General features: G+C 67.1%; 23 protein-coding genes. 11 read left to right on the plus strand and 12 right to left on the minus strand.

Annotated elements, in window-relative coordinates:
- Positions 1-12: 12 nt before the first annotated feature.
- Positions 13-1,023, plus strand: coding sequence for a class I SAM-dependent methyltransferase (locus OCQ_RS11930; protein ID WP_263651982.1), 1,011 nt, complete (start codon positions 13-15; stop codon positions 1,021-1,023).
- Positions 1,024-1,034: 11 nt separating this feature from the next.
- Here the strand turns inward: OCQ_RS11930 and OCQ_RS11935 are convergent, their stop codons facing one another.
- The gene (locus tag OCQ_RS11935; protein WP_008256678.1) at positions 1,035-2,522 is read right to left on the minus strand and encodes an FAD-dependent oxidoreductase; all 1,488 of its coding nucleotides are present in this window, start codon (positions 2,520-2,522) and stop codon (positions 1,035-1,037) included.
- A gap of 61 nt (positions 2,523-2,583) precedes the next feature.
- Entirely contained in the window at positions 2,584-3,336 is a 753-nt protein-coding gene (locus OCQ_RS11940) for a hypothetical protein (RefSeq protein WP_014384692.1), read from the minus strand.
- A gap of 158 nt (positions 3,337-3,494) precedes the next feature.
- On the opposite strand from OCQ_RS11940, the gene OCQ_RS11945 reads away from it, so the two are divergent.
- The 3 genes from OCQ_RS11945 to katG all read left to right on the plus strand — a co-directional run bounded on the left by OCQ_RS11945 (position 3,495) and on the right by katG (position 7,564).
- Complete coding sequence (locus OCQ_RS11945) at positions 3,495-4,721, plus strand: L,D-transpeptidase (protein WP_008256680.1); 1,227 nt, start codon at positions 3,495-3,497, stop codon at positions 4,719-4,721.
- A 111-nt stretch (positions 4,722-4,832) separates the two neighbouring features.
- A complete protein-coding gene (locus OCQ_RS11950) occupies positions 4,833-5,273 on the plus strand; it encodes a Fur family transcriptional regulator (protein ID WP_008256681.1) in 441 nt (146 codons plus the stop codon).
- A 50-nt stretch (positions 5,274-5,323) separates the two neighbouring features.
- Positions 5,324-7,564, plus strand: coding sequence for a catalase/peroxidase HPI (katG, locus tag OCQ_RS11955; protein ID WP_008256682.1), 2,241 nt, complete (start codon positions 5,324-5,326; stop codon positions 7,562-7,564).
- A 60-nt stretch (positions 7,565-7,624) separates the two neighbouring features.
- Here the strand turns inward: katG and OCQ_RS11960 are convergent, their stop codons facing one another.
- A complete protein-coding gene (locus tag OCQ_RS11960; protein WP_014380139.1) occupies positions 7,625-8,422 on the minus strand; it encodes a DUF1906 domain-containing protein in 798 nt (265 codons plus the stop codon).
- 290 nt (positions 8,423-8,712) lie between these two features.
- On the opposite strand from OCQ_RS11960, the gene OCQ_RS11965 reads away from it, so the two are divergent.
- From OCQ_RS11965 to OCQ_RS11975, 3 genes are read left to right on the plus strand one after another with little or no spacing between them, the layout of a single operon-like run.
- On the plus strand, positions 8,713-9,963 hold the full coding sequence (locus OCQ_RS11965; RefSeq protein WP_008256684.1) for a glycosyltransferase family 4 protein: 1,251 nt from the start codon (positions 8,713-8,715) through the stop codon (positions 9,961-9,963).
- On the plus strand, positions 9,957-10,715 hold the full coding sequence (locus OCQ_RS11970; RefSeq protein ID WP_008256685.1) for a class I SAM-dependent methyltransferase: 759 nt from the start codon (positions 9,957-9,959) through the stop codon (positions 10,713-10,715). The genes OCQ_RS11965 and OCQ_RS11970 overlap by 7 nt, the downstream gene beginning before the upstream one ends.
- Positions 10,702-11,778 carry a hypothetical protein gene (locus OCQ_RS11975; RefSeq protein ID WP_008256686.1) on the plus strand — a complete coding sequence of 359 codons (1,077 nt, stop codon included), beginning with the start codon at positions 10,702-10,704 and terminating at the stop codon, positions 11,776-11,778. The genes OCQ_RS11970 and OCQ_RS11975 overlap by 14 nt, the downstream gene beginning before the upstream one ends.
- A gap of 14 nt (positions 11,779-11,792) precedes the next feature.
- Here OCQ_RS11975 and OCQ_RS11980 read toward each other — a convergent pair whose 3' ends face one another.
- Positions 11,793-12,455 carry a class I SAM-dependent methyltransferase gene (locus OCQ_RS11980; RefSeq protein ID WP_008256687.1) on the minus strand — a complete coding sequence of 221 codons (663 nt, stop codon included), beginning with the start codon at positions 12,453-12,455 and terminating at the stop codon, positions 11,793-11,795.
- Between the two features lie 119 nt (positions 12,456-12,574).
- Here OCQ_RS11980 and OCQ_RS11985 point away from each other — a divergent pair, with 119 nt between their 5' ends.
- Positions 12,575-13,270, plus strand: a complete 696-nt coding sequence (locus OCQ_RS11985) for a cutinase family protein (RefSeq protein WP_201358504.1) — start codon at positions 12,575-12,577, stop codon at positions 13,268-13,270.
- Positions 13,271-13,428: 158 nt separating this feature from the next.
- On the plus strand, positions 13,429-14,070 hold the full coding sequence (locus OCQ_RS11990) for a carboxymuconolactone decarboxylase family protein (protein WP_009954843.1): 642 nt from the start codon (positions 13,429-13,431) through the stop codon (positions 14,068-14,070).
- 36 nt (positions 14,071-14,106) lie between these two features.
- Here the strand turns inward: OCQ_RS11990 and OCQ_RS11995 are convergent, their stop codons facing one another.
- Positions 14,107-14,295 (minus strand): hypothetical protein, encoded by a 189-nt coding sequence (locus tag OCQ_RS11995; RefSeq protein WP_014384694.1) that lies wholly within the window; start codon positions 14,293-14,295, stop codon positions 14,107-14,109.
- A gap of 230 nt (positions 14,296-14,525) precedes the next feature.
- A protein-coding gene (locus OCQ_RS12000; protein ID WP_139826619.1) for an IS3 family transposase occupies positions 14,526-15,820 on the minus strand; the annotation gives its coding sequence in 2 pieces (ribosomal slippage) (positions 14,526-15,547 and positions 15,547-15,820; 1,296 coding nt in all).
- A 517-nt stretch (positions 15,821-16,337) separates the two neighbouring features.
- Between OCQ_RS12000 and OCQ_RS12010 the strand changes: the two genes are divergently transcribed.
- Positions 16,338-16,637, plus strand: a complete 300-nt coding sequence (locus tag OCQ_RS12010) for a PE family protein (RefSeq protein ID WP_014384695.1) — start codon at positions 16,338-16,340, stop codon at positions 16,635-16,637.
- A 340-nt stretch (positions 16,638-16,977) separates the two neighbouring features.
- Here OCQ_RS12010 and OCQ_RS26560 read toward each other — a convergent pair whose 3' ends face one another.
- Positions 16,978-17,184 (minus strand): hypothetical protein, encoded by a 207-nt coding sequence (locus OCQ_RS26560; protein WP_131810880.1) that lies wholly within the window; start codon positions 17,182-17,184, stop codon positions 16,978-16,980.
- A gap of 253 nt (positions 17,185-17,437) precedes the next feature.
- Between OCQ_RS26560 and OCQ_RS12015 the strand changes: the two genes are divergently transcribed.
- The gene (locus tag OCQ_RS12015; protein WP_014382560.1) at positions 17,438-18,286 is read left to right on the plus strand and encodes a glycoside hydrolase family 16 protein; all 849 of its coding nucleotides are present in this window, start codon (positions 17,438-17,440) and stop codon (positions 18,284-18,286) included.
- Positions 18,287-18,296: 10 nt separating this feature from the next.
- Here the strand turns inward: OCQ_RS12015 and OCQ_RS12020 are convergent, their stop codons facing one another.
- The 5 genes from OCQ_RS12020 to OCQ_RS12040 all read right to left on the minus strand — a co-directional run bounded on the left by OCQ_RS12020 (position 18,297) and on the right by OCQ_RS12040 (position 22,652).
- A complete protein-coding gene (locus OCQ_RS12020) occupies positions 18,297-19,142 on the minus strand; it encodes a class I SAM-dependent methyltransferase (RefSeq protein ID WP_014384696.1) in 846 nt (281 codons plus the stop codon).
- Between the two features lie 154 nt (positions 19,143-19,296).
- Complete coding sequence (locus tag OCQ_RS12025) at positions 19,297-20,751, minus strand: aldehyde dehydrogenase family protein (protein ID WP_014384697.1); 1,455 nt, start codon at positions 20,749-20,751, stop codon at positions 19,297-19,299.
- Positions 20,752-20,862: 111 nt separating this feature from the next.
- On the minus strand, positions 20,863-21,273 hold the full coding sequence (locus OCQ_RS12030) for a VOC family protein (protein WP_009954851.1): 411 nt from the start codon (positions 21,271-21,273) through the stop codon (positions 20,863-20,865).
- Between the two features lie 4 nt (positions 21,274-21,277).
- Entirely contained in the window at positions 21,278-21,730 is a 453-nt protein-coding gene (locus OCQ_RS12035) for a helix-turn-helix transcriptional regulator (protein WP_009954852.1), read from the minus strand.
- Positions 21,731-21,749: 19 nt separating this feature from the next.
- Positions 21,750-22,652, minus strand: coding sequence for an NAD-dependent epimerase/dehydratase family protein (locus OCQ_RS12040; protein WP_014382565.1), 903 nt, complete (start codon positions 22,650-22,652; stop codon positions 21,750-21,752).
- Between the last annotated feature and the right edge of the window lie 4 nt (positions 22,653-22,656).

Consider the following 22,656-nt stretch of genomic DNA (forward strand, 5'->3'; position numbering starts at 1 on the left):
TTCGACCCGTCGATGCTGCGCGAGGCGCTCATCCGGCGGATGTATCGGCGATCGTCGGCCGAGGGCCAGCTCCGGGTGCCGGCGGTGCCGGGCCTGATCGACGAGTACGTGCAATTGTGCGCCAACGTGTGCGCCACGCTGGGTGTCTGGTACACCCCCGAACAGTCCGCGCAGCTGCGGGCCGCGCTGGAAACCGAGTTGGCGAAGGCGTTCAAGGCATCCCCGCGGTCCGACGTGGTCATCTCGTACCACTCCCCGTTCGGGTCGGCCGGTGTGGACTTCCGCGTCCAGGCCGACGCGCGGACGATCGAGGCCGACTACGAGCAGTGGGTCGCCGTGCGCCCGCCGCCGCTATTCGGCACCGAACCGGACGCGCGCGTGCTGGACCTCGCCGCGCAGGCGGCCGATCCCGCCGCCTTTCGGGTGCTCGACGTCGGCGCGGGAACCGGACGCAACGCCCTGGCCCTGGCCCGCCGCGGCCACCAGGTCGATGCGGTGGAGATGACGGCGAAGTTCGCCGACGTCATCCGCGCGGAAGCCGGCCGCGAAGCGCTGCGCGTGAACGTCATCCAAAGCGACGTGTTCACCGCCATGGAGGGTGCGCACGCCCGGTACCACCTGATGGTGCTCTCGGAGGTGGTGCCCGATTTCCGGACTCCGCACGAGTTGCGCGGGATGTTCGAACTCGCCGCCGAATGTCTGGCCCCCGGCGGGCGCCTGGTCTTCAACACCTTCCTGGCCCGCGACGGCTACGTGCCCGACGACGCCGCGGTGCAACTCGGCCAACAGTGCAACAGCATGATCTTCACCCGGGAAGAGGTGAAGGGCGCGGCGGTGGGCCTGCCGCTCGAGCCCGTCGCCGACGACTCCGCCTACGAGTACGAGAAGGCGCGGTTGCCCGCCGAGGCGTGGCCGCCCACGGCGTGGTTCGAGGGGTGGGCCACCGGCATCGACGTGTTCGACGTCGAGCGAGACGACTGCCCGATCGAGCTGCGCTGGCTCGTCTTTGAGAAGGCGGGCTGAGCTCAGGCGGTCTACGCGGTCAGATCGCGCGTCGCCGGCCCCTCCAACAAGGTGCCGTCGGGCGCGAAGCGCGACCCGTGCAGCGGGCATTCCCACGCCTTGTCGGCGTCGTTCCAATTCACGATCCCGCCGAGGTGCGGGCACACCGGTGAGACGCGGTGCTCGGTGCCGTCGACGCGGCAGCGGGCCTCGAGCTGCCACGGCGGGCCGCTCACCACGCCGCCCTCCCCGTCGGGGCTGCGGCGGCCGATGCGTGCCGCCGGGGTGATCCAGCCCTTGGTCAAATTGAAGCCGACCTCGAGGTTGGCCTGCAGCGCCGTCGCCAGGCCGGTCAGCTCGTGCGGACTCCAGCTGGCGAACGCGCGCGCCCAATCCATCCGCCCACCCAGCATCCGGCTCGACAGCGCCAAGGCCGCCGCGGCGCCATTGGTCATGCCCCACTTGTTGAAACCCGTTGCAACAAAGATGTTTTCATTGTTCGGCAGGATGGGGCCCACATACGGCAGGTGGTCGATCGGCGTGTAGTCCTGCGCGGACCAGAAATGGGTCTGCACGGCCCCCGGAAAGTGCTTGCGCGTCCACGTCGCCAGCTCATCGAGCGCTTCGGACGGGCTCTTCTCGCGGCCGACGGTGTGGCCCGCCCCACCGACGATCAGCCTTTCCCCATCCGCGACGGGCGCGTAGCGCACCGAACGTGTCGGCGAATCGGTGGTGATCATCATCGGCCGGGTGATGTTGCCGGGAACCTTGAAGGCCAGGCAGTACGACCGGCTGGGCTTGACCCGCGCGAAGTAGCCGCCGCGATCCAGGATCGGGATCCCGGTGGCGAGCACCAGCTGGCCGGCCTGAAGTTCGACGTCCTGCTGGGCGGCGTCGTTGACGTGCACGCGCACGCCCTTGCCGCGCGTGGAGACTCGTCGCACCCGGGTGCCCTCGACCAGCCGCCCACCCCGGTTGAGCAACTCGACGGCCAACGAGTCGAGGAAGGGCATCGGATCGAACTGGGCCTGGTCGGGCAGCCGCACGCCGCCGTGGTAGTCGAACGGCACGTCGGCATCGTCTTCCCACACCGCCGGCAGGCCGGCCGCCTGACACGCCTTGAGTTCGGCGCGCGCCGACGGCACGCCGCGGGCCGACTGGGCGTAGGTGTAGGCGTCCTCGCGCTGCACCGCCACCCCGTGCGCCTCGCAGTGGCCCAGCACCCATTCCTGTCCCTCGCGATTGCCGTCGACGTAGGCCCGGGCCACTTCCCTGCCGTGCCGCGGCAGCACCTTCGAGAGCTGACTGCCTTGCAGCAGGCTGATTTTGGCGGTCGTGTTCCCGGTCGCGCAGGCACCCACCGTGCGCGCCTCCAGCACCAGCACGTCCTTGCCCGCGCGGGCCAGCAGAACCGCCGTCATCAGCCCGGTGATACCGGCGCCCACGACGATGACATCGGCGGATGCGGGGCCCCGGTCAAGCGGGCTTGCCGCCCACGGGCGTTCGGTTCGGTCGGTCATCCACAAAGAAGTCACGGCTGTGCTGATACCCCAACCCGGCACGAAGAAACGCCGCGCGCGTTCACCCCCGCTTCAGCCGGGCTTTCGCCTCCGTGAGCGAGTCGGCGGCGGTTCGGCTGGCTTCCTCGGCCCGCTCGTAATTGTGTTCGGCGCTACCGAGTTCGCGCTCGGCCGCCCGCAGCGCCCGCGCCGCCTCGTCACGGCGGCGCCGGGCCTCGTCGCGCTGGGCTTCCCGCTCGGACAACCTGTCGTCGGCTTCGGCTTTGGCCCGCTCGGCTTCGGCGACCGCCGCGCGGAGCTTCTCGACGCGCCCGCGATGGGGTTTCTCGGGCGCCGATTCCGGCGCCGCCTGCCCGAGGGCGCCGAAACCCGACCACTGTTCGGGCCGCGTCAGTCGGCCCAGCCGCGCCCTCACCTGCGGGTCGGCGACGGCGGCTTGCAGGGTACTGGTCAGATCCTCGCGCACGGACGCCGACGGCTGCTTCACCTCGGCGGCCCGCAGCGCGTCGCGCGTGAGTTCGTCGATGAGCTTGTGTTGCTCGACCGACAGGTCGCGGATGCGCGCGCCGTCCATCGCGGCGTGCGCCGCCCGCAACCGCTCACCGAGGTCGGCCAGGCGCTCGCGGGTGTCCTTGCGCCGCAGGGCCAGCCGGTTGACGATCCACGCCGCCGTCGTCGGCTTGGTGGCCGCCGAAATGCGTTCGGCGGCGGCGTCGTCACCGCGCTTCCTGGCCGCGGCCGTCAGCCGGGCGCGTTCGGCGGTGAACTCCTTGGGCGGCACGCCATAAAGATCGTCGAGTTCCTCGTCGGCCATGAAGCCATGATCTCTCGCGGGCCGGGCGTCGGCATGATTCTTTGCGCCGGGCGTGTACCCACGGCGAGGTCCGGCGATCTTCTCGCCCGCAATGCGCGTTCGGCCCAGGACACCTGCACGTTTACGGGCAGGGCGTCGCGGGTTATCAGGTGCACACCATGACATTCCCTTGGCCCCGCCGGCTCCTGCTGGTCGTGTTCGTCGTTGTCGGCGTGGTCGGCGCGATCCAGATCGCATCGCGGGATCATCACTCCGAAACCGCGGCGACGACGCCCGGGCCCGCGCACGTGACGTTCACCCCCGCCCCCGACGCACACGACGTCGACCCCGTCGCTCCCGTGATGGTCAAGGCCGAGGTGGGCACCCTGGCCGGGGTCGACATGGTCAACGAGGCCGGTACGTCGGTCCAGGGCGTTATGACCCCGGACAACCTGGTGTGGAAGCCCACCGTCCCGTTGGGCTACGGGCGCACCTACACACTGACGGTCACCAGTCGCGGCACCAACGGTGTTGCGGCCAAACAAGTCTCGACGTTCACGACGTTGCGACCGTCCAACCAGACCAAGGTGTCGTTCACCACCACCGCGGAGGCGCCGCTGCGCGACGGCGGCACCTACGGCGTCGGAACGGTCATCGTCGCGCACTTCGACGAGCAGATCGCCGACCGGGCGGCCGCCGAGCGACACCTGGCCGTGACCACCACCCCGAAGGTCGAGGGCTCATGGTTCTGGGTCGACGGCCAGAACGCGCACTGGCGCCCGGAGCACTACTACGCCCCGGGCACGCAGATCACGGCCGAGGCGCAAATCTACGGAATCGCTTTGGGCGACGGGCTATTCGGGCAGGACGACAGTCGGGTCTCGTTCCGGATCGGGGATGCGCACGTCTCCATCGCCGACGACGCCACCAAACAGATCAGCGTCTTCAACAACGGAGCGCTCGTGCGCACGATGCCCACCAGCATGGGAATGGGCGGCACCGAAGATGTCGGCGGCCGCAAGATCTCGCTGTGGACCCCGCCGGGCGTGTACACCGTGCTCGACAAGGGCAATCCGGTCGTCATGGACTCCTCGACCTTCGGGTTGCCCAAGAACTCCCGGCTCGGGTATCGCGAAACCATCAACTACGCCACCAAGATCAGCACCGACGGCATCTACCTGCACGAGCTCGAAGCGACGGTGTGGGCCCAGGGGCACCGCGACACCTCGCACGGGTGCTTGAACCTCAACGCCGACAACGCGAAATGGTTCTACGACTTTTCGGTGCCCGGCGACGTGGTCGAGGTCCGCAACAGTGGCGGGCCGCCGCTGGCGCTGGAGCAGAACGGCGACTGGACGCTGAGCTGGGACCAGTGGCGCGAAGGCAGCGCGCTCAAGCCCACCTGACATTCGCGCGACGTGATCCAGACGTGACGCAGCCCATTCGTTACCCGGAATTGTGCCCCACTTCACAGGAAACTCTTGACTCGTTCCAGATAAGTGCGTCATATTGGTGCGGTGTCATCGACGGCCGATTACGCGGACAGGTTGCGGATGGCCGATCTGCGGGTCACCCGCCCCAGGGTTGCCGTGCTGGAGGTCGTAGACGCGAATCCGCACGCCGACACCGAGACGATCTTCTCGGCGGTCCGGGTGGGCCTGCCGGATGTGTCCCGACAGGCGGTGTACGACGTCCTCAACGCGCTGACCGCGGTCGGCCTGGTCCGGCGCATCCAGCCGTTGGGCATGGTCGCGCGCTACGAGTCGCGGGTCGGCGACAACCACCACCACGTCGTCTGCCGGTCCTGCGGGACCATCGGCGACGTCGACTGCGCCGTCGGCGAGGCACCGTGCCTGACACCGTCGGACGACGACAACGTTCTTGATGGCTTCGTTCTCGACGAGGCCGAAGTCATCTACTGGGGCCTGTGCGCCGATTGCTCGACTGCAGGCTCCTAGATCACAGCCCGTGATCGCAGCCCGATTCACCCACCCTCGAAAGGAATGCTGTGTCATCTGATACAACCAGTAGCCGCCCACCCCAACCAGACAGCGGGACGGCTAGCAAGAGCGAAAGCGAAAACCCAGCAATCCCTTCACCCAAGCCGAAGGCGCATGCCCCGCTGACCAACCGGGACTGGTGGCCCGACCAGGTCGACGTCTCGTCGCTGCACCCGCACTCGCCGCTGTCCAACCCGCTCGGCGACGACTTCGATTACGCCGCGGAGTTCGCCAAGCTCGACGTCGAGGCGCTCAAGGCCGACATGATCTCGCTGATGACCACGTCGCAGGACTGGTGGCCGGCCGACTATGGCCACTACGGCGGCCTGTTCATCCGGATGAGCTGGCACGCCGCGGGCACCTACCGCATCCACGACGGCCGCGGCGGCGCCGGCCAGGGCATGCAGCGCTTCGCCCCGCTGAACAGCTGGCCGGACAACGCGAGCCTGGACAAGGCCCGGCGGCTGCTGTGGCCGATCAAGAAGAAGTACGGCAACAAGATCTCCTGGGCCGACCTGATCACCTACGCGGGCAACGTGGCCCTGGAGTCGATGGGCTTCAAGACCTTTGGCTTCGGCTTCGGCCGCGAGGACGTCTGGGAGCCCGAAGAGATCCTCTGGGGAGAAGAGGAGGAATGGCTGGGCACCGACAAGCGCTACTCGGGTGAGCGCGAGCTCGCGCAGCCCTACGGCGCGACGACCATGGGCCTGATCTACGTCAACCCCGAAGGCCCGGAGGGCAAGCCCGACCCGATCGCCGCGGCGATCGACATCCGCGAGACGTTCGGCCGGATGGCGATGAACGACGAGGAGACCGCCGCGCTGATCGTCGGCGGGCACAGCTTCGGCAAGACCCACGGCGCCGGTGACGCCGACCTGGTGGGCCCCGAGCCGGAGGCCGCCCCGATCGAACAGCAGGGGCTGGGCTGGAAGAGCTCGTACGGCACCGGTTCGGGCAAGGATGCGATCACCAGCGGCCTCGAGGTGGTCTGGACGCCCACCCCGACGAAGTGGGACAACAGCTTCCTGGAGACGCTGTACGGCTACGAATGGGAGCTGACCAAGAGCCCCGCCGGGGCGTGGCAGTTCACCGCCAAGGACGGCGCGGGTGCGGGCACGATCCCCGACCCGTTCGGCGGTGCCGGGCGGGCCCCGACGATGCTGGTGACCGACATCTCGTTGCGGGAGTCCCCGATCTACGCCGACATCACGCGGCGCTGGTTGGACCACCCCGAGGAGCTGGCCGACGCGTTCGCCAAGGCGTGGTACAAGCTGTTGCACCGCGACATGGGCCCGATCAGCCGCTACCTGGGCCCGTGGGTCGCCGAGCCGCAGCTGTGGCAGGACCCCGTCCCTGCCGTCGACCACGAGCTGGTCGACGACAACGACGTCGCGGCGCTGAAGAAGAAGGTGCTCGAATCCGGGTTGTCCATCCCGCAGTTGGTCAAGACGGCCTGGTCGGCGGCGGCGAGCTATCGCAACACCGACAAGCGCGGCGGAGCGAACGGTGGCCGGCTGCGCCTGCAGCCGCAGCGCAGCTGGGAGGTCAACGAGCCCTCCGAGCTCGACAAGGTGCTGCCGGTGCTGGAAAAGATCCAGCAGGACTTCAACGCCTCGGCATCCGGTGGCAAGAAGATCTCGCTGGCCGACCTGATCGTGCTGGCGGGCTCGGCGGCCGTCGAGAAGGCGGCCAAGGACGCCGGCTACGAGATCTCGGTGCACTTCGCGCCGGGCCGCACCGACGCCTTGCAGGAGAGCACCGACGTGGAGTCGTTCGCGGTGCTCGAACCGCGGGCCGACGGATTCCGCAACTACATCCGGCCGGGTGAGAAGGCGCCGCTCGAGCAGCTACTGATCGAGCGGGCGTACCTGCTCGGCGTGACCGGTCCGGAGATGACGGTGCTCGTCGGCGGTCTGCGTGCCCTCGGTGCCAACCACGGCAGCAGCAAGCACGGGGTCTTCACCGACAGGCCGGGCGCGTTGACCAACGACTTCTTCGTCAACCTGCTCGACATGGGCACCGAGTGGAAGGCGTCGGAGACCGCCGAGAACGTCTACGAGGGACGCGACCGGGCTTCCGGCGCGCTCAAGTGGACCGCGACCGCGAACGACCTCGTCTTCGGCTCCAACTCGGTGCTGCGTGGCCTCGTCGAGGTCTACGCCCAGGATGACGCCCACGGGAAGTTCGTGGAGGACTTCGTCGCGGCGTGGGTGAAGGTCATGAACAGCGACCGGTTCGACCTTAAATAACAGTCGGATAGCGAGCGACACCCCGCGGGCCACCGGTTCGCGGGGTGTCGTGCGTTCGGATCAGCGCGCCAGATCCCATTGTCCGTAGTCGGGCGCGAGGACGTCGTCGACGTCCACGTTGATCCCGCCGAGCAGCGGGCCCGGGTTCGACGGGCTGTTGACGACGGCCTGGTAGAGCACCGCCGCCGGTTCGCGCTCCCCGTGCGACCACGACCGCGTCTGCCACGCCCACCGGTGCCCCGGCGTGCTGGAGTTCCCGATGACGCCGTCGCGGATCGCCCAGCCGCACGCCCTGGCGTGCCCGTAGATGCCGGTGCGGCCGACGCCCAGCACCGAGTTGATCCCTCGAAACCAGTCGACGGCAACGCCATTCCAGGTGTTCTCGTCGATGTCGTCGTCGATGCTGAAGAAGATCGGCGCCGAGTCCGGTCCCCCGGCCGCGGTGTGCAGCCGCATCGCCGCTTGAGCGTCGGCGACGCCTCCCTCGTGCCCGCGGGTGCAGTCCGACGGGTCGGGCCAACCCGGCTTGCCGTACTGGAAGTTGCTGACGATCTGCAGGCCCGCCGCGCGCAGCGAGTCCGCGTACGGGCGGGTGATGGGCTTCGCCTCGAAGTTCGCGCCAGGCCGCGACTCCGACACGTAATTGACCACGCCGCCGTATCCCGCGGCCTTGATTTCGTCCGGCGCGATCCTCTTCTCGGCGAAATCGATCAGCGTCAGTCCGGCGGCCGCCGCCGTCGGTCCCTCGGCCATCGCGGCCGCCAGGCCGAGGATGGTCGGGGCGAACGCGTACCTCAGGACGTCGCGTCTGGAGACAGATCGCGGCGCGTGTCCCGCCGGTGCAGCCGAATCCCGCACCGCGCGATGGTAACAAAGGCCGCGGGCCGCTCATTTTCGCCGGTCAGCACCGGCAGGTCCCCGGCCGGAAAGCCGGCGGCCCTCCGCCAGTGGCATGATCTTTGCGTGTCGGACATCCCGGGGGCCGTCTCCGCGCGAGACGGAGGATTTCGGGCTCGTTGCGCTCGCTTAGGTGATCGAACTATAGTCTGGACACATGTCCAGTTTGCTGTCACGGAGTTCGGGAGCCCGTTGACCGCGATGGATTCGGCGCCTTTCCGCGGTCATTTTCCAGCAAAGAAGAGTTGAGTATGCGAATTGCCCTGCTGTCCTACCGTAGTAAGACCCATTGCGGCGGACAGGGCGTCTACGTGCGCCATCTCAGCCACGGTCTGGTGGAACTCGGTCACGACGTCGAGGTGTTTTCCGGGCAGCCGTATCCCGACCTGCTCGACCCTCGGGTCCGGCTCACCGAGGTTCCGAGCCTTGATCTGTATCGGGAACCCGACCCTTTCCGGGTGCCGCGGCCGAGCGAAATTCGCGACTCCATCGACCTTTTGGAATTGCTGACCACGTGGACCGCGGGCTTTCCCGAACCGCGGACGTTCACGATGCGGGCCGCGCGGTTATTGGCCGAGCGGGCAGCCGATTTCGACGTCGTGCACGACAACCAGAGCCTGGGCACCGGGCTGCTCACCATTGCGGGCGCGGGACTGCCGGTGGTGGCCACCGTGCACCACCCGATCACCCGCGATCGGGTGCTGGATCTGGCCGCGGCGCGATGGTGGCGAAAACCGTTGGTGCGCCGCTGGTATGGGTTTTTGGACATGCAGCAGGAGGTCGCCCGCCACATCCCCGACCTGTTGACTGTCTCGTCGTCCTCGGCCGCCGACATCATCAGCGACTTCGGCGTCTCGCCGGACCAGCTGCACGTGGTGCCGCTCGGGGTGAATACCGAGCTGTTCAAACCGGGCTCCGGCCCGCGGGAACCGGGTCGCATCATCGCGATCGCCAGCGCCGACACCCCGCTCAAGGGCGTCCGTACCCTGCTGCAGGCGGTGGCCAGGCTGCGCACCGTCCGTGATCTCGAGTTACGGCTCGTCGCCAAGGTCGAACCCAACGGCCCGACCCACAAGCTCATCGCCGAACTCGGGATCTCCGACATCGTGCACATCACCAGCGGGCTCTCGGATGCCGAGCTCGCGGCGTTGTTCGCGTCCGCGGAGGTGGCGTGCATTCCGTCGCTCTACGAAGGGTTTTCGCTGCCGGCCGTGGAAGCCATGGCCAGCGGCACCCCGATCGTCGCCAGCCGGGTGGGCGCGCTGCCGGAAGTCCTTGGGACGGACGGCGCTTGCGCCGAGCTGGTGCCGCCCGCCGACGTGGACGCACTGACCCACGCGCTCGCCGAACTCCTGGATTCTCCGGAAAAGCGCCGCAACCTCGGCAGGGCGGGACGAACACGCGCAGTCGACGTGTTCAGCTGGGAAGCCGTCGCCGCCCAGACCGTCCGGGTCTACGAGCGGGCGATCGCCCGTACCGCGCGGGGCGAGGCGACATGCTGACAGTCGATTTCGACCGGCTCGGGATCGGGCCGTCGAGCAAGGTCATCGACGTGGGTTGCGGCGCGGGCCGGCACGCGTTCGAAGCGTATCGACGCGGCGCCGACGTCGTCGCCTTCGATCGCGACGAGGACGAATTACGGTCGGTCGACACCATTTTGCGCGCGATGGCCGACAACGGCGAGGCGCCCGCCGGAGCGTCGGCGAAGGTGGTGGTCGGTGATGCGCTCACGTTGCCGTACGCCGATCAGACATTCGACTGTGTCATCGCCTCGGAGATTCTGGAGCACATACCGCAAGACGACATCGCCATCGCCGAACTGATCAGGGTGCTCAAAGTCGGCGGCACGCTGGCGGTCAGTGTGCCGCGCTGGCTGCCCGAACGCCTGTGCTGGTTGCTGTCCGACGAATACCACGCCAACGAGGGCGGCCACGTGCGCATCTACCGGGCCAACGAATTGCGCGGCAAGATCCTCGATGGCGGAATGGAACTGACACATACCCATCACGCGCATGCGCTGCACTCGCCCTTCTGGTGGCTGAAATGCGCTGTGGGCGTCTCGAACACCGACCACCGGGCCGTGACCGCCTACCACAAACTTCTGGTGTGGGATCTGATGCAGCGACCCAAGATCACCCAGCTTGCCGAGTCACTGCTCAATCCGCTGGTCGGCAAGAGCGTGGCGATGTACTTCGTCAAACAGCAGGACGCCGATAGCCAACCGAGCGCGGGATATTCAGTTGCAACGGTCTAACCTGCCCGCGGTCGCGGGGGTGCTCACTCCCGAACAATGCCGACAGACCGCGCTGTCGATTGCCGCCGCACAGGAATCCTCGGGCGCCATCCCCTGGTTCGAGGGCGGCCACACCGACCCGTGGGATCACGTGGAGTGCGCGATGGCGCTCACCACCGCCGGACTGCTGGAGCCCGCGCGGGCGGCCTTCGACTGGAGCCGCCGCACCCAGCGGTCCGACGGCTCCTGGCCCATCCAGTTTCGGGCGGGCGTGATCGAAGACGCCAACAGCGACAGCAACTTCTGCGCCTACATCGCCGCCGGTGTCTGGCACCACGTACTGGTCACGGGCGACGCCTCGTTCGCGGCCGACATGTGGCCGGCGGTGCGCAAGGCTATTGATTTCGTCATCGACATGCAGGTCGGCAACGGTGAAATCGCTTGGGCGCGAAGCGAGGCCGGTCTGCTACCGGAAGCCTTGCTGACCGGGTGCTCCAGCGTGTATCACAGCATCCGCTGCGCGCTCGCGCTGGCGGCCTTCGTCGAGGACCCGCAGCCCGAGTGGGAATTGGCGGTGGGCAGATTGGGCCACGCCATCACCGACCATCCGGAGGCGTTCACCGAAAAAGAGCGCTACTCGATGGACTGGTACTACCCCATCCTCGGCAGTGCCTTGCGGGGGCCGGCGGCGGACGCGCGCATCAAGCAGCGCTGGGACGACTTCGTCGTCGACGGTCTGGGCATCCGATGCGTCGGCGATCGCCCCTGGGTGACCGGGGCCGAGACCTGCGAGCTCGTGATGGCGCTGGATGCCCTCGGCCAGCGCTCCGAGGCTCACCGCCAGTTCGCCGCCATGCAGCACCTTCGCGAAAGCGACGGATCCTATTGGACGGGCCTGGTTTTCGCGGACGGGAAACGGTGGCCCGAGGAGCGCACCACCTGGACCGGCGCCGCGATGATCCTGGCGGCGGACGCCCTGTCGAATGCGACCGCCGGCGCGGGCATCTTCCGCGGCGACGCGCTGCCGATGGGCCTGCAGACCGACTTCGACTGCGAATGCGTCGCAGCCGGGCCCGGCCGGTAGCCGGAGACTGTCCGCTAAATGGGTTCCCCGGGCTGGCCTCTGACGCGTTCGAGCACGCGTAGCGACCCGGTGGCCGACACCTCCCGAAACTTCCCGGAATCGATTGCGCGACAGTAGATGTAGTACGGAGGCCGCCCACCGTCCTTGGGGTCGGGAAAGACGTCGTGGATGGCCAGCGCCCCACCGGCGGCCACCCACTTGGCCCATCCGTCGAAGTCCTGGTTGGCGGCGTCCTCGCTGTGGCCGCCGTCGATGAACAGGAACTGCAGCGGCGCCCGCCATGCCCGCGCCACCAGTGGCGACTTGCCGACAATCGTGACGACGTGGTCGTCCAGCTGGGCGGTGTCGAGGGTGCGGCGAAACGTCGGCAGGGTGTCGAACAAGCCCGTGACCTCGTCGACCAGCGAGGCGTCGTGGAATTCCCAGCCCGCCTGATGTTCCTCGGAGCCGTGGTGGTGGTCGATCGTGTAGAGCACGCTCGCGGTTTGCTGCGCCGCCGCGCCCAGCAACAGGGTGGATTTGCCGCAGTACGTGCCGATCTCGACGCCGGTGCCGCCGCCGAGATAGCGCAGCGCGGCGTCGTACAGCGCGCGCCCCTCGTCGGCCGGCATGAAACCCTGTACCCGTTCGGCCAGGGCGAACAAGCGCTCGGGCGCACCCGCGTCGACGTGATCCATCAGCTGAACCTATCGCCTGGATCGGCGCCACCGTTACCGTGGTCGATGTTCGCGCTGAGCGATCACGCGAGGTCTGCGTGCAGGCCGGCCAGCGGGCCCGGCGGGATCGCTTTACCATCATGGGCGTGCGCGCCTTGCCTATCCGTAAATTCGCTGCCGTCGGCCTTGCCGCGGTGACCACCGCGGCCACCCTGGTGCTGGCCACCGCGGCCCTTCCGCCCGCGTCGCCGCTCGCGGCGCCATCGGCCGCCGCGGCCTGCGCGCCGGTGCAGGTCGTGTTCGCCCGCGGCCGCAACGAATCGCCGGGACCGGGCGTGCTGGGCAACGCGTTCATCAGCGCGCTGCGATCCAAGGTGAACAGGACCGTCGACGCCTATGCCGTGCGATACCCCGCCGACACCGAGGTCGCGCAGGGCGCCAACGACATGAGCCACCACATCCAGGACATGGTCAACAGTTGCCCCGACACCCGGCTGGTGCTGGGCGGCTACTCGCTGGGCGCGGCGGTCACCGACGTCGTGCTCGCGGCGCCCATCGGCGCGTTCGGTTTCGACAGCCCCCTGCCGCCCGGCGTCGACCAGCACATCGCCGCGGTCGCGTTGTTCGGCAACGGAAGTCAGTGGGTGGGTCCGATCACCAACTTCAACCCGACCTATAACGACCGGACCATCGAGCTGTGCCACGGCGCCGACCCGATCTGCAACCCGGCCGACCCGAACACGTGGAAGCAGAACTGGCCCCAGCATCTCGCCGGCGCGTACATCGACGCGGGCATGGCCAACCAGGCCGCCGACTTCGTCGCCGGCAAGCTCTGAGCCAGGCGCGCCGGGCGGTACCCGATTCGGCGCGCCGACCAGACGCCAGACCGCTCTTGCCGTCTGTCGTTGCTGCCAACTACGTTGACGCCGCGCGGAACCTAAGATCGATCCGACTGCGTATGCCCGATTCGTGCCGCCAGCTGAGAGGAGACGCGATGCCGCGTCTGAAGCCGATCCCACGGGACGAAGTCAGCGACGAATTCACGCTGAAGATGTATGACTTCATGTTCGGCGATCGCGACCCGGTGGCCGAGCCGGGCACCATCGGTGGCACTCCCGGCAACTGGTGGACGGTGATGGCGCAATCCCCCGCCGCCCTGCGCCACGCCGTGCGTGGCTTCCGCCTGTACCGCGAAGAGGTTTCCATCCGCGCCGACCACCGCGAACTGGGCCAGATCCGCGCGGGCTGGGTGGTCGGGAGCCAGTTCGTCTTCTCGCAACACTGCAAAGCGTGCCGATCGGCGGGTTTATCCGAGGAGAAGATCGCTGCCATACCGTCCTGGCAGACCGCCGACTGCTTCGACCAGACCGAGCGGCTGCTCCTGGCCTACACGGATTGCCTTGCGGGACAGCATGGCCGGGTTCCGGAGCGGCTGATGACCCAACTGCGGGAAATCTTCAGCGACACCGAGATCCTCGAGTTCACCTACACCACAACCATGTACGTGATGCACGCGATCATGTCTCGGGCCTTGCGGCTGGAATTTGACGACGTCGAGGACCCGACGGTCGAGGTAGTCGATCCGGAAGGCGGCGGTGTGCTCGACATCGGTGCCGCCACGTCGCCGGATGACTGACTATCGCGGTGGGAGACCCGGTCGCCGCTTGCGGGCCTAGGCGATTGCGCGGGGGTGGTCGGGCGGCTCGACGGCCGCCCGGCGCCGCGCTCGCAGACCCACGACGCCGAGGATCAGCCCGGCCCCGATCTCACCGACGGCGGACAGCGAGGAGAACCAGGTGACATTGATCCGCGGTCCCGCGGTGAAGCTGTCCTGGTAGCCGGGAAGAAACGTGGGCAGCACGCCCGCGTAGACGAACAGGGTCGCGCTGCCGAATCCGACGACGATCGCGACCCGGGACGCCCAGGGGGTGGCCGCGCAATATCAGCGCGAGGGCGATTACCACGATCAGGCCCTGGAGCGTTCCGCCGACCATGACCGCCGGCGGCGATGCCGACATCCCGCGCCGGAAATGGTCGATCGCGTGCACTGCAAAGGCGGCGACGAACCCGATCGTTGAACCATCCCGAGTTTCATGCACCCTCGGGGTTCTGTGAGCCGGCCGATTGGTCGGTCACGAGTTGGGAATAGTAGCGGGTCTCGGCTTCGGCGGGTGGGATGCGTCCGAGGCGGTGCATGAGGCGCTGCTGGTTGTACCAGGCGACGTAGTCGGCGGTGATGTACTCGACGTCGCCCACGGTGTTGAGCTTGCCGCGGCGGAACGGGGAGTCGGCTCGGACGCACTCGTTTTTGTAGAGCCCGATCGTGGTCTCGGCCAACGCGTTATCGTAGGCGTCACCGACACTACCGACCGACGGTCGGATCCCCGAAAGACTCAGTGTCTCACCGAATCTCACGCTCGTATATTGCGACCCGGCATCGCTGTGGTGGATCGCACCGTCGATCGGATGCCCCTGGCGGCGGCGTAGTGCGGCGGCCTGACGGATGGCTGATTCGACGAAGCGGGTGTGCTTGGAGGCCGACGCCTCCCACCCCAAGATGGCTCCGGCATAAGCGTCGATGACAAACGCGACATAGACGAAGATCCCGGTCACCAACTTCACGTAGGTGAAGTCAGCCACGAGCAGCAGGTTGGGAGCGGGCACGGCGAACTGGCGGTCCACCAGATCCGGTGGCCGCACCGCGGCCGGGTCCGGGATCGTGGTGCGCACCTTCTTGCAGCGTCGCACGCCCTGCCAGCCGTTTTTACGCATCAGCCGTTCCACCGTGGACTTGGCCACCGGGATGCCCTCGCGCTGCAGATGGGCCCACATCTTCAGCGACCCGTACAGCGACTCCGGTTTGCGGCGGCCCTGCTCGTCGGGCTCGTAGCAGCCGGCCAGGATCTGCGTGATCGTGGCATCCCACAGGGCCCGTTTCGAGGGCGCCCGCGTAGCCCAGGCGTGAAACGTTCTCGGGGCGATCGGCATCCCGTGCTCGGAGAGCACGCGGCAGATCGGAGCGACCCCGAAACGGTCCCTGTTCTCGGCGATGAACTCGCAGACCGTGGCTGTCAGCGGCGGTTGCGCGGGTCGCTCTCCCGCACGAAGAAACTCGTTGCCGCTTTGAGGATTTCGATGGTCTGCTCCAGCTCGGCGTTACGGCGCTTGAGCGCGCGGATCTGCGCCGCAGCGTCACTGGACACACCGTCGCGCTCACCCTCGTCGACCTGATGCCGACGGATCCAACTTCGCAGCGTCTCGGCGGTCATCCCCAGCCGCTGAGACACCGCAGTGATCGCCGCCCACTCGCTTGGATAGTCATCACGATGATCCAGCACCAAACGCACAGCCCTGGCCCGGGTCTCCGGGTCGTACTTGCTCGCCACGACATGCACCTTCCCAAGAAGAGAGGTGCGCATCAAACGCGGGACGGTTCACGTCGCCGTTGGTATCGGACGCTGTGTTGTCACCGCATCCCAGTTGCCGGACATCGGCTTCTCCCAACTAGCGACTACTACAAACGGTAGTAGCTCTGGGGATGCGTGTAAATACCGCGACCGCGGGGTGTGGCCGCCGCCCCGCTTAGGTCGACGAACCCTCCAAGTCGCGCGGCGTCAATGTCTGAACAACTATTCAAATAGGACACATATGTTCAGCGACAGTATATGTTTTCGCGTCGTGAACATATATTTCCATAGCAAATTCAGAGCTCCCGTAGTTGAGTTTATCGAACCATAGTCGGGCCAATTAAAATCAATGAGAGCGTGTACGAAAGGCAAAGTTCAGCCCTTTTTCACGGCAGCGGACGCGTTGAACGTGTCGCTTCGCGATAAATACCGTCTCGGGGCAACCGGACACGTCGGTGTGTTGGTCCGGGGGTCCAGTCCACTGAAGGGAAGTCAGATGTCGTCCGCATCTTCTGCTCCAGACAAGCTGTCGGCCGCGGCCGCAAACCTGCAATCGATCGGCGCGGCACTCAAAGCTGAGAACACCGCCGCGGCGGCCCCGACGGTCGCGGTCGTTCCGGCCGCGGCAGATGAGGTTTCAATGTTGACCGCGGTGCGATTTGCGGCTCATGCTCAACGGTTTCAGGAACTGAGTGCGCGCGCGGCCGCGATCCAAGACCTGATCGTGGTGATGCTGGCCGCCAGCGCCGGCTCTTATGCGGCGACCGAGGCGACCAACACGTCGTCGGCGGAGTGAGCGTTCGGGCGTCCGGGGATCAGAACAGCGGACTGCTGCCGTCGCGGCGGCCAAGAGAATTCGGTAACAGGGGCGCGCAAAACGCATTGGCGAGCGCCAAACTACGCTCAAATCAATCGAGGACTATATCTCGCAATACACGATGATCGACAACGCCATTGTTCACGTGACGACATTCGTGAAAGGTTTGGTGCCCGCGGCCGCGGCGACCAAGCGGTCGAGGATAAGAGTGTGATGCGCTGGACTCCGTCGTCGCCGCCCACGGACGTATCTGCGCCGGGCCATGGGCAGCCGCGTGGGGTGCGCGTGATGGCCAGGCACCCAGCGAACCCGAAAGAGATCAGGCCGGGGTGTTTGTGCTCGAGTAGGCCTTGAAATTGCGGATCAAGGGAATAACCGCATTGCCCGAGACCGCTGCGCGCTGACGGGTCCGAAACGAAGGATGGCGACGCATCGCCTCGCTACGTTCGCGTTCACGACGTTGGGCGGCGGCCCATACCGGGTGGGACTGAAGGAAAATAACCGTGCCTTCTTGGGTATTCGCCACGATCGTCACTCCTCTCAGACCACCCGCAAAGCTAGGACAGTGGTTATTGGATCGTGATCCCAGAATGCCCGCCGAATCCTGAGACCAAACCATCCCCCTAGATGAGAATTGACCGTGAATTCCCAAATCTCATCCGGGTGCCCCTGCCGTGCCGCCGGCCCGCGCTCGGCCGACCGTGATTCGAACCGTAGCGGCAGGCTCCGACAATTCCCGTTTACCGTCGTGCACGGCCGGCTGCTAGGGTCCCTTGCTTATGCCGGAGATCGATCGCCGCCGCATGATTTTGACAACCGGAATCGGCGTGCTGGCAGCCGCGCTGCCGGCCCCGAAAACCTGGGCCTCCCCGGCCGGACGGGATGAACCCGCCGGTCGGATACCGGCGCCCGCCGCGCCCAGCGGCCAGTCCGGGACCTACATATTCGCCGACGAATTCGACGGCCCTGCCGGTTCTGCACCCGATGCGTCCAAGTGGGTGGTGGCGAAAGCCCGCGAGACGATCAAGGACCCGACCTATTGGGAGCGACCCGAGAACATCGGCCAGTACCGCGATGATCGCCGGAACGTGTTCCTGGACGGCAAGTCCAATCTGGTCCTGCGCGCCGCCAAGGACGGACCCACCTACTACAGCGGCAAGGTTCAGAGCACCTGGCGCGGCGGGGTCGGCCACACCTGGGAAGCCCGGATCAAGCTGAACTGCCTGACCGCGGGCGCCTGGCCCGCCTACTGGCTGGGCAACGACGACCAGGGCGAGATCGATGTCATGGAGTGGTACGGCAACGGCAACTGGCCCTCGGCCACCACCGTCCACGCCAAGGCCAACGGGGGCGAGTGGAAGACCCACAACATCGCGGTGGACAGCGCATGGCACACCTGGCGATGCCAGTGGGACGAGGCCGGCATCCGGTTCTGGAAGGACTACGCCGACGGCGCGCAACCCTACTTCGACGTGCCGGCCAGTGCCCTGCCCGATTGGCCGTTCAACGGGGCGGGTTACACGGCCTATCCGGTGTTCAACCTGGCGGTGGCCGGCTCGGGTGGCGGTGACCCCGGCCCCGGCACCTACCCCGCCGACATGCTCATCGACTGGATCCGCGTCTGGTAGACGGGCGCGCTCAGTGCGTCAGCAGGGCGGTCGCGCTCCAGGCCCGGCCACCCGGACGGCGGGGATCCGGCTGCGGCAGCCACGCGAGCGGGCGCATCACCAGCGGTAGGCGACGCATGCGGTGGGCGGCCAGATACAGCGCTTGCACGTCGACGGTGCGCCAGCCGAGGTTTTCGAAGTAGGCCAGCCCGTTCTCGGGTGCGAACTTGAACGGCGCGTTCTGCAACATGCCCGCCATCGTCTTGTTCATCATCTTCTTCAAACCGGGCCCGGCGAAGTCGAGCATCCACCAGTGGACCTCGGACCGCGTGATCGCCGCGGAAAGGGCGGTCACGTCAGCGTCGTCCAGATACATCAGCAGGCCCTCGGTCAGCACCAGCGCCTTGGTTGCGCCGTCGAGCGCCTCGTTCAGGAAGGCGTCGCGGGCCTGAGGGTCGGCGAGATCGACGGCGGTTCGCGTCAACCGGCAGCGCGGCACCTGCTCGGCGAGCACCTGCGTCTTTTCGGCGAGCAGCTTCGGCAGATCCGCTTCCACCCAGACGAAGTCGGGGGGAAGGTCCAGCCGGTACGGCCTGGTGTCCAGCCCGGCGGCCAGATTCAGCACCCGGTCGCATCCGTCGGCGATCGCGTCGGCGATGGCGTCGTCGATGATCTTGGTCCGCGCGACCAGCCACCAGCCATTGCGGGTCATGCGGGGCACGTTGTCGACGATCGCGCGGCCGTGGTCACCGGCCAGGAGTCCGGCGAGCGGGTCGCTGAACAACGCGTCGGGGCGCGCCGATTCGGTCGCCCGGTGCAATGCCGTCCACCGGGCCGTGTCCGAAACATGGGTGATCGCGTGCGCGGGGCCAGACATACGTTGCGTTATAGCACCTCGTCGCCGCCCTACTGACCGGCCCCGCCCGCGCGGCTTTCGCGCGAGAGTGCGACTCCGACGGTCTCTCTCGGAAAGCGTGTCGGCAGTTGCACTCTCGCGCGTCGGATTGCCCGCGGCGGGGTCCGACCGGGATCTACAGCTGCGCCCAGACCGACTTCGTCTTCAGGTAGATCTCAAGGCCCTCTTTGCCGAACTCGTGGCCCCAGCCGGACTGCTTGTAGCCGCCGAAGGGCACATCGTGGTCGAAGACCAACTGGCAATTGACCTGAACGCTGCCGGCCTGCAGCCGCCTCATGATGCGGTGGGCCCGGCCGAGGTTCTCCGTCCACGCGGTGGCCGCCAGGCCGTAGGTGGTGTCGTTGGCCAGGGCCACGGCCTCGTCCTCGTCGTCGAACGGCAGGATGGTGACCACCGGCCCGAAGATCTCCTGCTGGTACAGGCGCATGCCTGGGTCCACGTTGGTCAGCACCGTCGGGTGGACGAAGTAGCCCTTGCGGTCCAGGCGGTGGCCCCCGGTGACCACTTCCACGCCGTCCTTCTTGCCTTCGTCGATGAATCCCATCACCCGGTTCAGCTGCTTCTGACTGATCAGCGGGCCACTGACGCAGCCCTCTTCGCTCGGGGCGCCCAGCTTGAACGAATTCGCCATCATCGCAATGCCTTCCACGACCCGGTCGTAGACCCCGCGCTGGGCGAAGATGCGCGACCCGCACACGCAGCCCTGGCCGGAGTGCACGAAGATGCCCAGCGACGCCATCATGATGGCGTTGTCCAGGTTGGCGTCGTCGAAGATCAGCACCGGCGATTTCCCGCCGAGTTCGAGCGTGACCTTCTTCAGGTTGTCCGCCGAGGCACGCACGATCTCCTTACCGACCTCGGTCGAACCGGTGAAGGCGACCTTCTCGACGTCGGGGTGCGCGGTGATCGCGGCGCCCGCGGTGTGGCCGTAACCGGTCAGCAGGTTGACGACGCCCTCGGGAACGCCGGCCTCGTGGATGAGCCTGTCCAACAACAGCGCCGACAGCGGCGTCTCCTCGGCGGGCTTGACGAGCAGGCTGCCGCCCGCGGCCAGGGCCGGCGCGAGTTTCGCGCTGGCGTTGAAGATCGGGCCGTTCCACGGGAAGATCAGCCCCACCACGCTGTACGGCTCTTTGAGCGTGTAGGCGTGCATGTTGACGTAGTTGTCGGTCGCGATGCCGTCGGTCTTGACGTCGTAGGCGACGCCGTTGATCTTCGAACACCAACCGGCGTAGTAGCGGAAGAACTCCGAACAGGTGGACATCTGTAACTGGGCCTGCATCAAGGGCATTCCCGTGTTCAGGGAGTCGAGTTGGGCGAACTCTTCGGCGTGTTCGTCGATCAAATCCCCAATCCGCCACAAGATCTTGGCCCGCTCGCGGCCGGGAAGCTCGGACCAGACGCCGGACTCGAACGACGCCTTCGCCCGCGCGGCGGCCTCGTTGACCGCTTCCTGCCCGCAGTCGGTGAACTCGGTGATCGTCTCCTCGGTCGCGGGATCGATGACCGTGATGACGTCACCCGTTCCGGGTCGCTTTCGAAGGTCGTCCAGTACCGCCTGCACCGTCATCTGATCCCTTTCGTCTTGCCAGTCGTCGCAACCAGCGCCGAATGCGCTCAGTGCTGAGCACTTGCTTAGCATTCTGCACACGGCTGGTCAAGCATTCGCAGGCGGATGGGCTCAGCGCAGTTCTTGGATACGAATGAGGTTGCCCGCGGGATCGCGCACGGCGCAGTCGCGAAGGCCGTACGGCTGGTCGGTGGGCTCCTGGACGATCTCGACGTCATTGCCCTGGAGCTGTTCGAAGGTGCCGTCCAAATCCTTGGTGGCCAGCAACAGTGTGGCGTAGCTGCCCTTGGCCATCATCTCGGCGATGGTGCGGCGCTCGTCGTCGGTGAGGCCCGGGTTGGCGGCCGGGGGGTTCAAGACGATGGAGGTGTCCGGCTGGTTCGGCGGGCCGACCGTGATCCAGCGCATCGCGCCCTTGCCGACGTCGAGGCGGACTTCGAAGCCGAGAACGTCGCGATAGAAGGCGAGTGACGCTTCCGGATCGTCATGGGGAAGGAAGCTCGAGTGAATGGTGATGTTCATGCGGTCAGGCTAGGTCCGGTCCGCCGGCGGCTGCTTCTCGATTCCTGATCGGTCTCGACACCTGTTTGGCCACGCATGGCGGTATGCCGGCCAGCGCATCGGTTGACTGCCGGCGATAAGTGCTGGGTGGTACACCCACCAATTCGGTGAACCGGCTACTGAAGGTGCCCAATGACGAGCAGCCGACCGCGAAGCAGACCTCGGTGACGCTCAGGTCGCCGCGGCGAAGCAGTGCCATCGCGCGCTCGATGCGTCGCGTCATCAAGTAGGAGTACGGCGATTCGCCGTAGGCAGAACGGAATTCGCGGCTGAGGTGGCCGGCGGACATGTGCGCGTCACGGGCCAGCGCTTCGACGTTCAACGGCTGCGTGTAGTCGCGGTCGATTCGGTCCCGGACGCGGCGCAACAGAACAAGGGTCCGCAGCCGCTGCGCCGTCGCGTCCGCTCTGCCGGTCACTCCGGGCTACCGCAATCGGTTAGACGCCGACAAGTTCCGGGTGGAACTTGGCCGCCATGCGGCGAATTCCCTCGCGCCAGTCGACCGTGGTGCTGCCGATGAGCTCGTGCATCCTGTCGACGGTGGTGGGGTTGCCGCGCAGCGCTTGGTCGCTGGGCTCGAAGATCGGCGCTTTGCCGACCAGCGAGCCGAGGTAGTCACACCACTCCTGCAGGCTGACGGTCTGGTCACCGCACCAGTTGACGGTGGTGGCCGGGACCGACGCGACCTGAAGCAGCTTGGGGATGGTGGCGATGATGTCGTCCTCGTGAATCGGGTTGTAGCGGGCGGGTTCGCCGGGCGGCACGGGGATCGGGATGCCGGCCAGCATCATCTCCATGTGGTAGAACGGCCACCCGCCGTTGTCGCCGTAGGGGACGTTGAGCCGGGCGATCGTGGTGGGCAGTCCGATGACACGGGCCACCGAACGGGCGACCACCTCCCCGGCGATTTTGGAGATGGAATAGGTGGGAAACAGCGGCTTGTGGTTGTCCCCCAGGGCGGAGCGCTCGCTGCGGGGGTCGTCGTCCGGGGGGTCGTAGACGGCGGCCGACGAACAATGCAGGAAGGCCTTCGCCTCGCGGCAGTGGGCCATGAGCAGGCCCACCGACTCCGCGTTGGCCGCCAGGTCCTTGTCCCAGCTGCCGCTCTTGGCCACCGCCAAGTTGAGCACGTAATCGAAATCCTTTGGGATACCGTTGAAGTCGCCGGCGGCCAAATTCACTGTCTCGCATCGAATTCCGGCCGCCTCGAGGCCTTGTCGCGCGGCGGGATCGGTGAAGCGGGCGATCCCCCACACTTCGTTGTCGGCCGCGAGCGCCCGGGCGATGGGGGTCGCGATTTGACCGGTTGGACCGGTGATCAGGATCTTCGAGCCGCGCATGGGG

It is taken from the genome of Mycobacterium paraintracellulare, assembly GCF_000276825.1.
GTDB lineage: Bacteria > Actinomycetota > Actinomycetes > Mycobacteriales > Mycobacteriaceae > Mycobacterium > Mycobacterium intracellulare.

What these genes read in the sequence shown, in the direction of transcription:
- OCQ_RS11940 (WP_014384692.1), bottom strand. Translation starts at nt 3,336, where the DNA reads ATGGCCGACGAGGAACTCGACGATCTTTATGGCGTGCCGCCCAAGGAG.
- OCQ_RS12025 (WP_014384697.1), bottom strand. Translation starts at nt 20,751, where the DNA reads ATGACGGTGCAGGCGGTACTGGACGACCTTCGAAAGCGACCCGGAACG.
- OCQ_RS12020 (WP_014384696.1), bottom strand. Translation starts at nt 19,142, where the DNA reads ATGTCTGGCCCCGCGCACGCGATCACCCATGTTTCGGACACGGCCCGG.
- OCQ_RS11930 (WP_263651982.1), top strand. Translation starts at nt 13, where the DNA reads ATGCTGCGCGAGGCGCTCATCCGGCGGATGTATCGGCGATCGTCGGCC.
- OCQ_RS12015 (WP_014382560.1), top strand. Translation starts at nt 17,438, where the DNA reads ATGCCGGAGATCGATCGCCGCCGCATGATTTTGACAACCGGAATCGGC.
- OCQ_RS12040 (WP_014382565.1), bottom strand. Translation starts at nt 22,652, where the DNA reads ATGCGCGGCTCGAAGATCCTGATCACCGGTCCAACCGGTCAAATCGCG.
- OCQ_RS11970 (WP_008256685.1), top strand. Translation starts at nt 9,957, where the DNA reads ATGCTGACAGTCGATTTCGACCGGCTCGGGATCGGGCCGTCGAGCAAG.
- OCQ_RS11965 (WP_008256684.1), top strand. Translation starts at nt 8,713, where the DNA reads ATGCGAATTGCCCTGCTGTCCTACCGTAGTAAGACCCATTGCGGCGGA.
- OCQ_RS11935 (WP_008256678.1), bottom strand. Translation starts at nt 2,522, where the DNA reads ATGACCGACCGAACCGAACGCCCGTGGGCGGCAAGCCCGCTTGACCGG.
- OCQ_RS11990 (WP_009954843.1), top strand. Translation starts at nt 13,429, where the DNA reads ATGCCGCGTCTGAAGCCGATCCCACGGGACGAAGTCAGCGACGAATTC.
- OCQ_RS12030 (WP_009954851.1), bottom strand. Translation starts at nt 21,273, where the DNA reads ATGAACATCACCATTCACTCGAGCTTCCTTCCCCATGACGATCCGGAA.
- OCQ_RS11985 (WP_201358504.1), top strand. Translation starts at nt 12,575, where the DNA reads ATGGGCGTGCGCGCCTTGCCTATCCGTAAATTCGCTGCCGTCGGCCTT.
- OCQ_RS11945 (WP_008256680.1), top strand. Translation starts at nt 3,495, where the DNA reads ATGACATTCCCTTGGCCCCGCCGGCTCCTGCTGGTCGTGTTCGTCGTT.
- OCQ_RS12010 (WP_014384695.1), top strand. Translation starts at nt 16,338, where the DNA reads ATGTCGTCCGCATCTTCTGCTCCAGACAAGCTGTCGGCCGCGGCCGCA.
- OCQ_RS11980 (WP_008256687.1), bottom strand. Translation starts at nt 12,455, where the DNA reads ATGGATCACGTCGACGCGGGTGCGCCCGAGCGCTTGTTCGCCCTGGCC.